Source organism: Rhizobium sp. YTUHZ044 (genome assembly GCF_051123975.1).
Classification (GTDB): Bacteria; Pseudomonadota; Alphaproteobacteria; order Rhizobiales; family Rhizobiaceae; genus Rhizobium.
On the sequence record NZ_CP101426.1, the window covers coordinates 1241583 to 1255384 of the forward strand.

The 13802-nt window shown below is 62.6% G+C and carries 15 protein-coding genes; 5 read left to right on the forward strand and 10 right to left on the reverse strand.

All coding sequences use genetic code 11. The features are described from left to right. Positions 1–89: 89 nt before the first annotated feature. The 5 genes from pip to cysS all read right to left on the reverse strand — a co-directional run bounded on the left by pip (position 90) and on the right by cysS (position 4013). Positions 90–1052: a prolyl aminopeptidase gene (pip, locus tag NL154_RS06150; RefSeq protein WP_434733793.1), complete on the reverse strand. Its 963-nt coding sequence runs from the start codon at positions 1050–1052 to the stop codon at positions 90–92. Next, complete coding sequence (locus NL154_RS06155) at positions 1049–1525, reverse strand: GFA family protein (RefSeq protein WP_221123415.1); 477 nt, start codon at positions 1523–1525, stop codon at positions 1049–1051. Before NL154_RS06155 ends, pip begins: the two co-directional genes overlap by 4 nt. Further along, on the reverse strand, positions 1515–2006 hold the full coding sequence (locus NL154_RS06160) for a GFA family protein (RefSeq protein ID WP_210628453.1): 492 nt from the start codon (positions 2004–2006) through the stop codon (positions 1515–1517). The genes NL154_RS06155 and NL154_RS06160 overlap by 11 nt, the downstream gene beginning before the upstream one ends. Next, positions 2006–2485: a GFA family protein gene (locus tag NL154_RS06165; protein ID WP_221155863.1), complete on the reverse strand. Its 480-nt coding sequence runs from the start codon at positions 2483–2485 to the stop codon at positions 2006–2008. The genes NL154_RS06160 and NL154_RS06165 overlap by 1 nt, the downstream gene beginning before the upstream one ends. A gap of 151 nt (positions 2486–2636) precedes the next feature. Continuing rightward, positions 2637–4013, reverse strand: coding sequence for a cysteine--tRNA ligase (gene cysS, locus NL154_RS06170; RefSeq protein WP_434733794.1), 1377 nt, complete (start codon positions 4011–4013; stop codon positions 2637–2639). Between the two features lie 319 nt (positions 4014–4332). On the opposite strand from cysS, the gene NL154_RS06175 reads away from it, so the two are divergent. Then, positions 4333–5082, forward strand: a complete 750-nt coding sequence (locus tag NL154_RS06175) for a glycoside hydrolase family 25 protein (RefSeq protein WP_210628450.1) — start codon at positions 4333–4335, stop codon at positions 5080–5082. Between the two features lie 9 nt (positions 5083–5091). On the opposite strand, the gene NL154_RS06180 is transcribed toward NL154_RS06175, so the two are convergent. The 4 genes from NL154_RS06180 to radA all read right to left on the reverse strand — a co-directional run bounded on the left by NL154_RS06180 (position 5092) and on the right by radA (position 9738). Beyond that, entirely contained in the window at positions 5092–5832 is a 741-nt protein-coding gene (locus NL154_RS06180; protein WP_210628449.1) for an SDR family NAD(P)-dependent oxidoreductase, read from the reverse strand. Positions 5833–5910: 78 nt separating this feature from the next. Further along, positions 5911–7401: an amidophosphoribosyltransferase gene (gene purF / locus NL154_RS06185; protein WP_221123411.1), complete on the reverse strand. Its 1491-nt coding sequence runs from the start codon at positions 7399–7401 to the stop codon at positions 5911–5913. 231 nt (positions 7402–7632) lie between these two features. After that, positions 7633–8247: a CvpA family protein gene (locus NL154_RS06190; RefSeq protein WP_221155862.1), complete on the reverse strand. Its 615-nt coding sequence runs from the start codon at positions 8245–8247 to the stop codon at positions 7633–7635. Between the two features lie 90 nt (positions 8248–8337). After that, positions 8338–9738 carry a DNA repair protein RadA gene (radA, locus tag NL154_RS06195; protein ID WP_210628447.1) on the reverse strand — a complete coding sequence of 467 codons (1401 nt, stop codon included), beginning with the start codon at positions 9736–9738 and terminating at the stop codon, positions 8338–8340. Positions 9739–9904: 166 nt separating this feature from the next. On the opposite strand from radA, the gene NL154_RS06200 reads away from it, so the two are divergent. Continuing rightward, positions 9905–10540 carry a LysE family translocator gene (locus NL154_RS06200; protein WP_434734152.1) on the forward strand — a complete coding sequence of 212 codons (636 nt, stop codon included), beginning with the start codon at positions 9905–9907 and terminating at the stop codon, positions 10538–10540. A 9-nt stretch (positions 10541–10549) separates the two neighbouring features. Here the strand turns inward: NL154_RS06200 and alr are convergent, their stop codons facing one another. Continuing rightward, positions 10550–11713: an alanine racemase gene (alr, locus tag NL154_RS06205; RefSeq protein WP_221123410.1), complete on the reverse strand. Its 1164-nt coding sequence runs from the start codon at positions 11711–11713 to the stop codon at positions 10550–10552. A 190-nt stretch (positions 11714–11903) separates the two neighbouring features. Between alr and NL154_RS06210 the strand changes: the two genes are divergently transcribed. The 3 genes from NL154_RS06210 (at position 11904) to NL154_RS06220 (ending at position 13796) form a co-directional block, all read left to right on the forward strand. Beyond that, positions 11904–12725 carry an AraC family transcriptional regulator gene (locus NL154_RS06210; protein ID WP_210628444.1) on the forward strand — a complete coding sequence of 274 codons (822 nt, stop codon included), beginning with the start codon at positions 11904–11906 and terminating at the stop codon, positions 12723–12725. Between the two features lie 67 nt (positions 12726–12792). Next, positions 12793–13497 carry an AzlC family ABC transporter permease gene (locus NL154_RS06215; RefSeq protein ID WP_210628443.1) on the forward strand — a complete coding sequence of 235 codons (705 nt, stop codon included), beginning with the start codon at positions 12793–12795 and terminating at the stop codon, positions 13495–13497. After that, entirely contained in the window at positions 13494–13796 is a 303-nt protein-coding gene (locus NL154_RS06220) for an AzlD family protein (RefSeq protein ID WP_210628442.1), read from the forward strand. Before NL154_RS06215 ends, NL154_RS06220 begins: the two co-directional genes overlap by 4 nt. Positions 13797–13802 lie beyond the last annotated feature (6 nt).

Below are 13802 nucleotides of genomic sequence, written 5' to 3' on the forward strand. Positions count from 1 at the left end.
GAGAAGATTTATGCCGGAGCGTCTCGCTGGGCACGTCCCCTCTCCCCGCGAGCGGGGAGAGGGTTAAGGTGAGGGGCTGCCCCAAATCATCAGTCCGGCTTCCCGGCAAACTTATCCGTCGCCCGGATCAACTGATCGAGAATCCCCGGCTCAGAATAGGCATGGCCCGCACCCTCTATCAGGTAGAACTCCGACTTCGGCCAGGCCTTGTGTAGCAGCCAGGCATATTTGGCAGGGCAGGGCATATCGTAGCGACCATGCACGATCACGCCCGGAATGTCCGTAAGGCGGCCGGCATCCCGGATCAGCTGCCCTTCGTCCATCCAGCCGGCATTGACGAAGAAGTGGTTCTCGATGCGCGCGAAGGCATAGGCGAATTCCGACTCCTCGAATTTGCCGCTGGTCGCCGGCTCCGGCAGCAGCGTGATCGTTTCGCCTTCCCAGATGCTCCAGGCTTGCGCGGCCTCAAGGCGCACGTTCCGGTCCTCGTGCGTCAGACGGCGATGATAGGCATGCATCATTTCATGCCGCTCTTCCGGGGGAATGGGAGCGATGAAGCGTTCCCACTTATCCGGGAACATTTCCGAGACGCCGAACTGGTAGTACCAATCGAGCTCGGCCTTCGTCAGGGTGTAGATGCCGCGCAGGATGAGCTCGGACACGCGCGCGGGATGCGTTTCGGCATAGGCGAGCGCCAGCGTCGAGCCCCAGGAGCCGCCAAACACCTGCCATCGGTCGACACCGGCCATTTCGCGCAGCCGCTCGATATCAGCGACGAGGTGCCAGGTCGTGTTGGCATTCAGTTCCGCATGCGGCGTCGACTTGCCGCAGCCGCGCTGGTCGAACAGCATGACGTCGTAGCGAGCCGGATCGAAAAGCCGGCGGTGGGCGGGCGAGATGCCGCCGCCCGGGCCGCCATGCAGGAAGACGGCTGGTTTGGCGCCGGGCGTTCCCGAGCGTTCCCAGTAGATCACATGGCCGTCGCCGACATCGAGATGGCCGGAGGCATAGGCTTCGATTTCGGGATAGAGCGTGCGCAATACCTCGGTCATATTTTCAGGCCTTTCGCGGGCCACGCCCGGGTGTCGTGGTCGGGATGCTGAAAGGAGATGATCGCCTCCTGCCGCGCGTAGAAATCCGGGTCCTTATAAACAGGAGCGTCGAAGATTTCCTCGACCCAGGGCAGGCGGGCCTCGTAATTGACCTGGATCTGAGGCGCGAGATCGCTGCGGTCGTCGAAGGTGCCGATCGCAAGCTCCAGCCCACCTGGATGCCGGTAGGTCATCGGCGTGCCGCAATTGCTGCAGAAGCCGCGATCGATATTGACCGAGGATTGAAAATAGCTCGGCTCGCCGCGCGTCCATTCCATCCCTTCCTCCGGTGCTGTGACCAGCGCGGAGAAGAAGCCGCCGAACTGCTTCTGGCACATGCGGCAATGGCAGATCGACGGCCGCCCCAACTGGCCCGATATGCGGAAGCGCACGGCGCCGCACTGGCATCCGCCTGTTCTGATCTTATCCGTCATGTGTTTCTCCGAGTGGCCAATGGGAAGTGTCCTGATCCGGGTGCTGATGGTTACTTGCCGCGATCGCCTCCTCGCGGTCGGGCGTTTCAGGCTCTGGTTCCACCGGCAGGCCGTCGAGTGTGTGGAACCACGACACCTTGCGCCCGGTGTTCGATTGCATCACGGGCTTGACCTTATCGGGCTCATCAAGCGAGCCGAGCGCGATGTTGATGAAGTCCGCTTCCGGAATATCGTAAAACAGCGGCGTGCCGCAATCGCCGCAAAAGCCGCGCCGGACGAGATCGGAGGAGCGGAACCACTTCGGTTCGCCGCGCGTCAGCTGGAAACGCTCGCGCTTGGCCGCAGCGAGCGGCAGGAAATAATTGCCGGCTGCCTTCTGGCACATGCGGCAATGGCAGATATGGGGATAACCCAGTTCGCCCAGCGCGCGATAGCGAACCGCGCCGCACTGGCATCCGCCGGTCTGTCTCGCCGTTTCCATCAGGCACGCTCCTCCGGCGGCCAGACCGGCGTATCGTGGTCGGGGTGCTGATAGGAAATCAGTTCGTGCAGGAAGGAGCCCGCCGTCAGATCCGCCTCGGTCCGTTCTCCCGGCAGTTCGTGCAGATGATCGACGAAGCCGATCTTGCCTTCCAGACCCCATTGAATGGTCGGCGGCAGCTGCGACGGATCGTCGAACGCGCCCGCCGCAATCGCCATTCCGTCCGGCGCCTCATAGGTCAGCGGCGTGCCGCAATCGCCGCAGAAACCGCGCTCGACGAAATTCGATGAGCGGTACCTTTTGCGCTCCCCCCGCGTCCACTCAAAGTCTGCGCCGCGCACCGAGACCAGCGGTGCATAATAGGCTCCGAACGCCTTCTGGCACATGCGGCAATGACAAATCGACGAATCCTTGAGTTCGCCGCTGACGCGGAAACGGATCGCCCCGCACTGGCAGCCGCCGGTATAGGTCTTGGTCATGGCAGGTCCCTCCGCCAGGATGCCGATAAAAAAGAGAAGACCCCTCCCATATTTGCGATTGCCGGGAGGTTGCTTCGAAGCAGCGTGGCATCGCAGCCCCTCACCCTTGTCGGGAGGGGTTGGGGAGGGGTATTTGCGGCAACTTCGCCGATCACCGCTTGACCTCCCACGTCGTCACCCGCTCGCCGGTCACCACATCCTTACAGTCCTTCAGCTGGATGCCCTTTGCCGTCAGCTCGTCGCGAACCTTGTCTGCCTCGGCGAAGTTTTTCGCCTTCAGCATTTCGAGACGCATAGCGACCAGCGCATCGACCGCTGCTGCGAAGGCTTCATCGATTTCGACCTTCTTCGGCAGCACTCCGAGGAGCGCCGCACTTGCGGCGAAGACGGCATCGTTGCCGGATTGCGCCAGCGCATGCAGCGCTTGCACCGCCGCGACCGTATTGAGGTCGTCGGCAAGGGCATGGAGCACGGCCTCGTCAGGCTCGGCATCGCCGGCTTCCGTCGCAGGCCACTTGGCGAGCAGGCGTTCGGCCTCTTCCAGCCGTTTGATAGAGAAATCGATCGGCTCGCGGTAGTGCGTCATCAGCATGGCAAGACGCAGCACTTCGCCCGGCCATTTGCGGCCGCCGAAGGTTTGCGTGTGCAGCAGCTCGTGGATGGTGATGAAATTGCCCTCGGATTTCGACATCTTGCGGCCCTCGACCTGCACGAAGCCGTTGTGCATCCAGACATTCGCCATCACCTCGGTCCCGTGGGCGCAGCGCGACTGGGCGATCTCGTTTTCATGATGCGGGAAGATCAAGTCCAGCCCGCCGCCGTGAATGTCGAAGACATCGCCGAGATAGCGCCGGCTCATCGCGGAGCACTCGATATGCCAGCCGGGCCGGCCGCGGCCCCAGGGGCTCTCCCAGCCGGGTTCGTTGTGGCTCGAGAGCTTCCAGAGCACGAAATCGCCCGGGTACTTCTTGTGCGCATCGACGGCGACGCGGGCGCCGGCCTGCTGTTCGTCGAGCGGCCGCTTCGAGAGCTGGCCGTAATCGGCCATGGATCTGGTGTCGAACAGCACTTCGCCTGCCGCCACATAGGCATGCCCGTTGCCGATCAGCTTTTCGATGATCTGGATCATCTCGGCGATATTGTCGGTGGCGCGCGGCTCGACATTCGGCTCGAGGCAGCCGAGTTCGGCGACATCCGCGTGAAACTGTGTCTCGGTCTTTTCGGTGACCGCGCGGATCGCGTCGTTCAGCGGCAGCTCCGGATGATCTCTGAGCGCCCGCGCATTGATCTTGTCGTCGACGTCGGTGATGTTGCGGGCGTAGGTGACGTGATCTCTGCCATAGACATGGCGCAGCAGCCGGAACAGCACGTCGAAGACGATGACCGGCCGGGCATTGCCGATATGGGCGAAATCATAGACCGTCGGGCCGCAGACATACATGCGGACATTGTCGGGGTCGATCGGCGCGAAGACCGATTTTTCCCGCGTCAGCGTGTTGTACAGCCTCAGTTCCGGCGTGCGGCCCATTTCACTCTCCCAAATGCACGATCAGAAAAATATCGCGACCGGCAGGCCGGGCGTTTCGCATCTTGACTATTGGGGAGACGAAAACGGCCAGGCCAGCGCGTGCGCTAGCGAATAATCTTTCCGCAGATAATGCAGATAACCGTTTTCATGCCGCGTTTTATGGCGCGGGAATGACGTTTGGTCAAGAGGGGCGAGGAAGGATCGGCGGCAACTGGAACGACCTCTCCGATGCCGTGCGTCCCCTGAGGCTTGTCTGCCATTTTCGTGGCGCAAATCGCGTATAGCCGCTTCAAAAGCTGCTGAAAACACGGGGGAATGAGTGGCAAGCGTTGTTCGATGGACGATCGGTGCGGCTGCAATTCTGGTGGTCGCATCCGCCGCATATTTCGCATACGATTTCGGCATGCTTCGCTTCAACTATCCGTCCTTATCGCAGTATCCAATCCAAGGCATCGATGTCAGCCATCACCAGGGCGACATTGATTGGAAGACGGTGGCCGCGCAGCCGAACGTGCGTTTTGCAATCATGAAGGCGACCGAAGGCGGCGATCACAAGGATTCGAGATTTGCCGAGAACTGGCAGCGTGCCGGAGATGCTGGGGTGGTGAGAGGCGCCTACCATTTCTTCACCTTCTGCCGCCCGGGCAGGGAACAGGCGCAGAATGTACTGGCGACGGTGCAGAAGGCGCCGCGCACCCTGCCTATCGCCATCGATCTGGAATTCGTCGGCAATTGCAACAAGGTCCCGACGGTCGATGAGATGGCGACGGAGGTGAATGCCTTCGTCACCGAACTGAAAGCCATCTTTCCGGAAAAGCCGATCTTCTACGTCACGCAGGAATTCTTCGATCAATATCTGAAGGGCAATGAGGCCCGCTTCCCCGAGCACTACCTCTGGCTGCGAAGCGTGTTCGACGAGCCGACGCAGGAGGGGTGCAATCGCTGGTCGATCTGGCAATTTGCCGACAATGGCGCCCTGGACGGCATCCGGGGACCAGTGGACCTCAATGTCCTATGCCCCGCCGAAACAGATTTCGCACATCTGTTCCCGGCCGTTGCCGCGAACTGAAGCGTCCGTTTATTCCGGCAGGCGGTAGTCGACGAGCTTGTTCTCGCGCACGATGAACAGCTTGCCCGTCTCTGTCACGCCCGGACCGAGCAACGGCAGGATCGCCTTGGCGACCTCGGAAGGATGCGGCAGCGTCTGCGCATCTTCGCCCGGCACGGCCTGCGCCCGCATCGCCGTGCGGGTGGCGCCCGGATCGACGCTGGTGATGCGCAGCGGCGTCGATTGGCTCTCGCCGGCCCATGTCCGGGCCAGTGCCTCGACAGCGGCCTTGGAGGCGGAATAGGCGCCCCAGAAGGGCCTGCACTTGTGGGCCGCGCCCGAGGAGAGGATCACGGCGCGGCCGGCATCCGAGCGGGCGAGCAGCGGATCGACCGAGCGGATCAGCCGCCATGTCGCCGTCACGTTGATGGTCATCACCTTCTCGAACACCTTCGCTTCGATATGGCCGATCGGCGAGATGACGCCGAGCACGCCGGCATTGGCGACGAGGATGTCGAGCTTGCCCCAGCGCTCGAAGATCGAGCCGCCGAGCGCGTCGATCGCGTTCATGTCGGCAAGGTCGAAGGGCACGAGGGTCGCACTGCCGCCGACGGCTTTGATCGCATCGTCGAGATCCTCCAGTCCGCCGACCGTGCGCGCGCAGGCAATGACATGGGCGCCAGCTTTGGCAAGCTCCAGGGCTGTGAAGTAGCCGATGCCGCGCGACGCACCGGTGACGAGTGCGATCCTGCCCTCAAGATTGATGTTCATCTGCCCGGTTCCGGATTTGCTTGCGAAGGTGAGGGGCGCAATAGGCCCCTCGGAAGCGAAAGTCAAAGCGGCAGCGGCTCAGCCGTTGCTGGCAAGCATCGAAAGCTTGTTGCCCATGGATTCGCCGTTCTTGTCGAGCAGCCGGGTCGGATAGTCACCGGTGAAGTAGTGGTCGGTGAACTGCGGGCGGGCCGGGTTGCGGTCCTCGCCGCCGACGGCGCGGTAAAGCCCGTTGATCGACAGGAAGGCAAGCGAATCCGCACCGATATATTTGGCCATGGCTTCGACGTCGGCATACTGATTGGCGAGCAGCTTGTCGGCGTCGGGCGTATCGATTCCGTAGAAATCCGGGAAAAAGATCATCGGACTGGCGACGCGGATATGGACTTCGCGCGCACCGGCCTCGCGGATCATCTGTACGATCTTCAGCGACGTAGTACCGCGCACGATGGAATCGTCGACCAGTACCACGCGCTTGCCTTCGATCATCGCCCGGTTGGCGGAATGCTTCAGCTTGACGCCGAAGGCGCGGATCTGCTGCGTCGGCTCGATGAAGGTGCGGCCGACATAGTGGTTGCGGATGATGCCGTATTCGAACGGGATGCCGCTTTCCTGCGCATAGCCGAGAGCCGCGGGCGTGCCGCCATCCGGCACCGGCACGACGACATCGGCATCGACAGGCGATTCCTTGGCGAGGTTCATGCCCATGTTCTTGCGCGTCGTATAGACGTTGCGGCCGCCGACGACCGAATCCGGACGGGCGAAATAGACATATTCGAACAGGCAGAGACGCTCCGGTTGCGGCTTGCTGGGCTTGCGGGCATCGACGCTGATCGAGCCGTCAGCCTGGATTTCGCAGATGATGACCTCGCCGTTTTCCACGTCGCGGATGAACTTGGCGCCGATGATGTCCAGCGCGCAGGTTTCCGAGCAGAAGATCGGCTTGCCGTCGAGTTCGCCCATGACAAGCGGGCGGATGCCGGTGGGGTCGCGTGCGGCAATCAGCTTGGTGCGGGTCATGGCAAGCATCGAATAGCCGCCTTCCATTTGGCGGATGGCGTCGATGAACCGGTCGGATGTCGAAGCATGGCGCGACCGGGCGATGAGATGCAGGACGACCTCGGTATCGGACGTCGATTGACAGATGGCGCCAGTTGCGATGATCTGGCGGCGCAGCGTCAGGCCATTGGTGAAATTGCCGTTATGGGCAATGGCGATGCCGCCTTCCTCCAGTTCGGCAAAAAGCGGCTGCACGTTGCGCATCGCCACTTCGCCTGTCGTCGAATAGCGCGTGTGGCCGATCGCTATGCTGCCGGGCAGGCGGGCCAGCGTCATCGGATTGGTATAGTGATCGCCGACCAGGCCCATATGACGCTCCTGATAGAAGCGCTTGCCGTCGAAGGAGACGATGCCGGCTGCCTCCTGTCCGCGGTGCTGCAGGGCATGCAGCCCGAGAGCCGTGAGAGCTGCGGCATCGGGATGGCCCAGAATTCCGAAAACACCGCATTCTTCATGCAGCGTATCTCCGTCGAGCGGATCGTCGATTGGGAAGGAATGGGACTGGTTCATTTCTGCGGGCCTCTGCTCTCACAAGAATGGATCGGCATTTCCAATATCATATACCGGAAACCTGGCAGCTTTCCGATAACGTCATGCTGAACGACATTTGCTTTCAAAGCTCGTTTTCCGGCTCTGAAACGGCTGAGGCCCGGCGGAGCTGGAATGCCCGGCCGGACCTTAACTTTACGTCCCGCTCAAATGGCAATTGCCGGACGGCGGGTCAAGCTCTTGAACACTGCGTCAATTCGCCGGCTGCTGCGCGCTGCCTGCAGGCGCGTCTTCCGCCGGCGCTTGATCGGCCGCCGGCGGCGTGGCGCCTTCGCTGCCCTGTGCCGGCTGCATCTTATCACGGAAGCTTGCCTGTATCATCTGGGCAAACTGCTCCGGCAGCACCGCCTTCAGCTTCACGACCATCGAATCCAGAAATGGCTTCGACTTGGCCTCGTTGACCCAGGCCGGCCGGTGTTCGACATCGACCAGCCAGTTCCAGAAGGCGACGGCGACGACCATCAGCAGCAGGCCGCGGGCCGCGCCGAACAGGAAGCCGAGGGTGCGGTCGAGAGCGCCGATGCGGCTGTCGATGATGAAATCGGCGATCTTCATGGTAATGAAGGAGATGACGATGAGCGCGATCAGGAAGACGACGGCTGCCGAACCGGCGATCGCGATGCGGTCGTCATCGGTATATTTCTTCGCATAGGGGAGCAGGTAGGGATAGAGGTAATAGGCGGCGGCGGCCGAACCGCCCCAGCTCGCGATCGAAAGGATCTCCCGCGAAAAGCCGCGGACCATCGCCAGCACGGCGGAGAAGAGCACGACGCCGATGACAATACCGTCGAAAATCGTAATGGGCATGTAAATTCAACTCCAGGACTGCCGCTCGGCGGCCGAGTCGCGCCTTATCGTGTGCCTCCTATATCATCACCATTCCCGGCAATGAAAGGATCAAACCTCGTCTTCCACACGCAGCGCTCCCTTCGACCCGGCGATGCGCGCCACCAGATCCGGCAGGCTTTCGACCTCGCTCCATCGTCCGCCGGATCCCTTCGGCAGCTCGGCGGAGGCGGAAGGAAGCAGCGCTGCGGAAAAGCCCAGCTTCTCGGCTTCCTTGAGGCGCTGGGCAGTGTGCGCAACCGGCCGGATGGCGCCCGACAGGCTGACTTCGCCGAAATAGACGCAATCGGCAGGAAGGGCAATACCAGCAAGCGAGGAAACCAGCGCCGAGGCGACGGCGAGATCGGCCGCCGGTTCGGAGATGCGGTAGCCGCCGGCGATATTGAGATAAACGTCGTGCTGGCCGAGCCTGACGCCGCAATGAGCCTCCAGCACCGCCAGGATCATCGACAGCCGGGCCGAATCCCATCCAACCACCGCCCGCCGCGGCGTGCCGAGCGAGGTCGGCGCCACCAGCGCCTGCACCTCGACGAGCACCGGACGGGTGCCCTCCATGCCGGCAAAGACCGCAGCACCGGGGGATTTTTCGTTGCGCTCGCCGAGGAAGAGCTCGGAGGGATTGGCGACTTCGCGTAAGCCTTTGTCAGACATTTCGAAGACACCGATCTCATCGGTGGGTCCGAAGCGGTTCTTCACCGTGCGCAGGATGCGGTAGTGGTGGCCGCGATCGCCTTCGAAATAGAGCACGGCATCGACCATGTGCTCGACGACGCGCGGCCCGGCGATCTGCCCGTCCTTGGTCACATGCCCGACGAGCACCATGGCGGCTCCCGTCTGTTTGGCGAAACGGATCATCGACTGCACGCCGGTGCGCACCTGCGTCACCGTTCCCGGTGCGGAGTCGGCAAGTTCGCTCCACAGCGTCTGGATCGAATCGATGATGACGAGATCCGGCCGTTTGCCCTCGGCAAGCGTCGCCAGAATATCCTCGACATTGGTTTCGGCCGCCAGCATCACATCGGTATCGGCCGCGGCAAGCCGCTGCGCCCGCAGCCGGACCTGCGCCACCGCCTCCTCGCCGGAGACATAGATGATCTTGTGGCCGCGCCGCGCCAGGGCGGCGGCCGCCTGCATCAGCAGCGTCGATTTGCCGATGCCGGGATCGCCGCCGATCAGCACCGCCGAGCCGCGCACGAAACCGCCGCCGAGCGCCCGGTCGAGCTCCGACATGGCGGTATGGATGCGCGGCGCCTCCTCGATCTCGCCCGACAGCGCCGTCAGCGTCACCGGCCGGCCCTTCTTCGGCGTCTTGCCGGGACCGGAGCCGATGCCGCCCATCGGGTCCTCCTCGACGATGGTGTTCCACTCGCCGCAATTGTCGCATTTGCCGGCCCAGCGGTTGTGAACCGCGCCGCAATTCTGGCAGATGAATTGTGTCTTGGCCTTCGCCATCAATCTTTCTTTCAGTCGCGTTCCACAAATGAAGCCATCGAATGCTTCATCGAATCATTGTCGTGCTCGAGATAATGGCTATCGCGATGGATCAAAACTAATGATTTCCCCATCAGCCTTCGCCGTGCCTATGCTTTTCGCCTGTGATCATCAGGAACGGTGGAAGATGTTCGACTATTCGTTCGCGCATTGGCTTGCATTTCTGTCGGCGGCGGTTTTGCTGAACCTCTCGCCAGGCCCAGACATCGCCTTCATCCTTGGCCATACGATGAGAGGCGGGAAAAGCGCCGGTTTTTCCGCATTGTTCGGCGTCTGGTCAGGCGCCTGCCTGCATGTTCTGATGGCGGCATTGGGCCTTTCCGCGGTGCTTGCCGCCTCTGCCTTGGCATTCTCTGCGGTCAAATGGCTCGGTGCCGTTTATCTCGTCTGGCTGGGCATTCAAGCTCTGCGCGCCAGCGGCGACGGTGGCCTGATCAATGCCACTGGTGAGGAAATCCCGGCCGCAAGGATCTATCGGCAAGGAATCCTGGTGTCGCTGCTCAATCCGAAAGTGGCGATATTCTTCCTGGCATTCCTGCCGCAATTCGTTGCCGAGGGGGCAGGGCCGGCATTGGCCCAACTGATGCTGCATGGCGGACTCATCATCGCCGTCGCCGCCTTCATTGAACCGCCGCTCGTGCTCCTCGGAGGACGCCTTGCCGATGCGCTCAGGCGTAATGCTAAAATCCGACGATGGCTCGATCGCAGCCTCGGCGCGTTTTTCGTGGCGCTCGGTGTGCGTCTTGCCCTCAGCAGTCGATGACAGCGAGGCCTATTCCTCGGCGACGTAGCGCCGTTCGTGGCGCAGCCCCATGCTGGTGAGGATCTCGTAGCCAATCGTGCCCGCCGCCCGCGCCACGTCGTCGAGGGGCATGTTCGTTCCGAACAGCTCGACATAATCGCCGGCGCGCACGGCGTTCTCGGGCAGGTCGGTGATATCGAAGATCGTCAGGTCCATGGTGATCCGGCCCGCGACCGGCACCTTGTGTCCGGCAATGAAGCCTTGCCCGCCCTGCGGCACCACCTGGCGCAGCGGTACGCCGCCGCTCGACTGGCTGCGCATATAACCATCGGCATAACCTGCGGACACGATCGCCAGCCGGCTTTCACGGCGAAGCTGCAGCGCTCGCCCGTAGCTGACGGTCTCGCCGGCCTCGACGGTGCGAACCTGGATGACGCGCGCTTCCGCGGTGGCAACCGGCCGCATCGGGTTGGCCATGCCGCAGACCGCCTCGCCGCCATAGAGCGAAATGCCGGGACGAGTCAGGTCGAAGTGATAGTCTGCGCCGAGAAAGATGCCGGCCGAGGCGGCAAGGCTTGAATCGATGCCTTCATACGCGGCCGCAACCCTACGGAATGATTCGAGTTGCTGCCGGTTCATGGCATGGCTGGGATCGTCGCCGCAGGCGAGGTGGCTCATGACCAGCACCGGCGCAAAGCTGGCCGGCCGCGAGACGTCGTCGGCAAGGGCAATGGCGTCGTCGATGCGCAGCCCCAGCCGATTGAAGCCGGTATCGACATGCAGCGCGCAGGGATAATCGCCATAATCGGCAAGCACTGCCATCCAGAAGGCGAGTTGTTCGTCGGACGAAATCACCGGCACAAGATCGTTCTCGAAGAAGCGCCGTTCGGCTCCCGGCCATATGCCCGAGAGCACGAAGATGCGCGCCTCCGGCGCATAGAGGCGAAGCGTCACGCCCTCGTCGACGGTCGCGACGAAAAAATCCCGGGCGCCCGCCAGGTAGAGCGCTTCGCCGGCATCCTCGATGCCCATGCCGTAGGCATCCGCCTTAACGACCGCGGCGGCGCGCGCTGCGCCCGAGCGGCGCGCCATGTCGCGCCAGTTCTCCGTCAGCGCGGTCAGGTCGACCGTCAGCCGCAGTCCTGCGGAAGCGAAAAGATCGTCGTCTTCGAAGGGGATGGGAAAATCTGTCATGAATCGCCGTGAAGAAATGGAAGGTAACCACCCGAACCAGTCTAAAGACGATTGTGGTCAAGGGAAAGCGCAGGCAGTCCACATACCACCCTTTGCCTCTTGTCCGATCACTTTTGTTCAAGACGCCTACCAGCTTCCGCGCTAATCTTAGCGGATGCACAACGTATCCCAGAAAGAGGCCGCGGAGGCCATGCCGCTTGCCAATGTGGAATCGGCCCGCTTCTGGCGGGATACCCGTTTCCGCGGCATGGAGTGCCTGAGCGCCACCTTTCTCACGCATGAGTATGCGCCGCATGCGCACGATACCTTCAGCATCGGCGCGATCGAAAGTGGCACTCAGATTGCCACCCTCAGCGGCAGGCGGGAGGAAACCGGGCCGGGCGATCTTTATCTGATCGATCCCGGTGTCATCCATGACGGCGCCCCGGGCGGTGAAGGCTACCGTTACCGTATGGTCTATCCCGACATGAAGCTGTTCGTCGATATTCTGGAGGATGTCACTGGCAAGGCCTTCCACGCGACGCCGTCCTTCGCCGGCGCGCTTCCACGCGATCCTGAGCTCGCCAATGCCTTTCATGCCGCCCATCGCACGCTCGAAAGGGGCGCGGGGGCGCTGGAGGCCGATGAAGGCATGTTCTCGGTGCTGGCAGCGATCTTTGCGCGTCACGGCAGCACGATTGTCGTGCCTGTCGATACGCAGGAGCGAAGCGCCGTCGCCCGCGCCCGCGAATACCTGGTCGAGAATTTCGAAAGCGATGTCGGCCTTGAGGAGCTGGCGGGCGTGGCGGGATTGAGCCGCGCTCATCTCATCCGCGCCTTCCGCAAGGAATATCATATCACGCCGCACGCATTTCTGACGGATCGGCGCGTGCAGGTGGCCCGCCGGCTGCTGCGGCAGGGGCACATGCCGGCCGATATCGCGCTTGAATGCGGTTTTGCCGATCAGGCGCATTTCACCCGGCATTTCAAGGCGCGCACGGGGGTAACCCCCGGCCAATTCCGCCTGGGCTGATCACTTTCGTTCAATACAGCCATGGTGGGCTGGGCTAATCCTCCGCGATCTTGATCAGGAGATTGCCATGTTGCAGCACAGCCGGCCATCCAGCGAATTTCTCGCCGGAATGCGTGCCATTTTTCCGCTTGTTATCGCCGTCTTGCCGATCGGTCTCGTCTTCGGCGCGGTCGCCGCCACCAAGGGCCTTTCGCCGCTGGAAACGACACTGATGAGCGCGCTTGTTTTCGCAGGCGGTTCGCAATTCGTGGCGATGGACATCTGGACGCATCCGGCAAGCTGGGTCAGCGTCGGCTTCGCCGCCCTGCTCGTCAATATCCGCCATGTGCTGATGAGCGCGTCGATCGGCACGAAGATGCAGTGCTTCACCGGTGTCAAACGTTATATCGCCATGCTCTTCCTCGCCGACGAGCTCTGGGCCATGGCGGAATTCCGGGCCGGCAGCACGAAGCTGACACCCGCCTGGTATGCCGGAATCGTCATGCCCTTTTACCTCACCTGGGTCGGCTCTTCGCTGACAGGCGCACTGCTCGGCGCCTTTCTCGGCAATCCTGCCGTCATCGGCCTCGACTTCGCCTTTCCGGCCGTTTTCGTCGTGCTCGTCATGGGCTTCTGGAAGGGGCCTGAAACCGGCGCAGTCCTTGCTGCAAGCGGTGCCGCTTCCGTTGCTGTCCACCATTTCGTCCCGAGCGTCTGGTATATCGCCGCTGGTGCGCTGGCCGGTCTGGCAATGGCCCTCTGGCAGGGCAGGGCGCGGGAGCAGGCGGCATGACGCTCGACCTCAACACCTTTATCGCCATCCTCACGATGGCTGCCGCAACCGTCTTCACCCGCGTCAGCGGCCTCATCCTGATCCGGCATGTCGAGACCGACGAGCGCCGGACAACGGCGATCGAGGCCATTCCGCCGGCCGTGCTGATGGCCGTCATCGCCCCGACCGCCTTTGCGACCGGCTGGGCGGAGACGCTGGCCTGCGCGGCAACGGCAATCGCCGCACGCCGCCTGCCGATGCTTGCGACCGTCGTGGTCGGCGTCGCGACGGTTGCATTATTGCGGGCCGCAGGGCTCTGAAGAAAA

Coding starts and splice junctions, on each gene's coding strand:
- pip (WP_434733793.1), bottom strand. CDS start 1,052: ATGACCGAGGTATTGCGCACGCTCTATCCCGAAATCGAAGCCTATGCC.
- NL154_RS06155 (WP_221123415.1), bottom strand. CDS start 1,525: ATGACGGATAAGATCAGAACAGGCGGATGCCAGTGCGGCGCCGTGCGC.
- NL154_RS06160 (WP_210628453.1), bottom strand. CDS start 2,006: ATGGAAACGGCGAGACAGACCGGCGGATGCCAGTGCGGCGCGGTTCGC.
- NL154_RS06165 (WP_221155863.1), bottom strand. CDS start 2,485: ATGACCAAGACCTATACCGGCGGCTGCCAGTGCGGGGCGATCCGTTTC.
- cysS (WP_434733794.1), bottom strand. CDS start 4,013: ATGGGCCGCACGCCGGAACTGAGGCTGTACAACACGCTGACGCGGGAA.
- NL154_RS06180 (WP_210628449.1), bottom strand. CDS start 5,832: ATGAACATCAATCTTGAGGGCAGGATCGCACTCGTCACCGGTGCGTCG.
- purF (WP_221123411.1), bottom strand. CDS start 7,401: ATGAACCAGTCCCATTCCTTCCCAATCGACGATCCGCTCGACGGAGAT.
- NL154_RS06190 (WP_221155862.1), bottom strand. CDS start 8,247: ATGCCCATTACGATTTTCGACGGTATTGTCATCGGCGTCGTGCTCTTC.
- radA (WP_210628447.1), bottom strand. CDS start 9,738: ATGGCGAAGGCCAAGACACAATTCATCTGCCAGAATTGCGGCGCGGTT.
- NL154_RS06200 (WP_434734152.1), top strand. CDS start 9,905: ATGTTCGACTATTCGTTCGCGCATTGGCTTGCATTTCTGTCGGCGGCG.
- alr (WP_221123410.1), bottom strand. CDS start 11,713: ATGACAGATTTTCCCATCCCCTTCGAAGACGACGATCTTTTCGCTTCC.
- NL154_RS06210 (WP_210628444.1), top strand. CDS start 11,904: ATGCCGCTTGCCAATGTGGAATCGGCCCGCTTCTGGCGGGATACCCGT.
- NL154_RS06215 (WP_210628443.1), top strand. CDS start 12,793: ATGTTGCAGCACAGCCGGCCATCCAGCGAATTTCTCGCCGGAATGCGT.
- NL154_RS06220 (WP_210628442.1), top strand. CDS start 13,494: ATGACGCTCGACCTCAACACCTTTATCGCCATCCTCACGATGGCTGCC.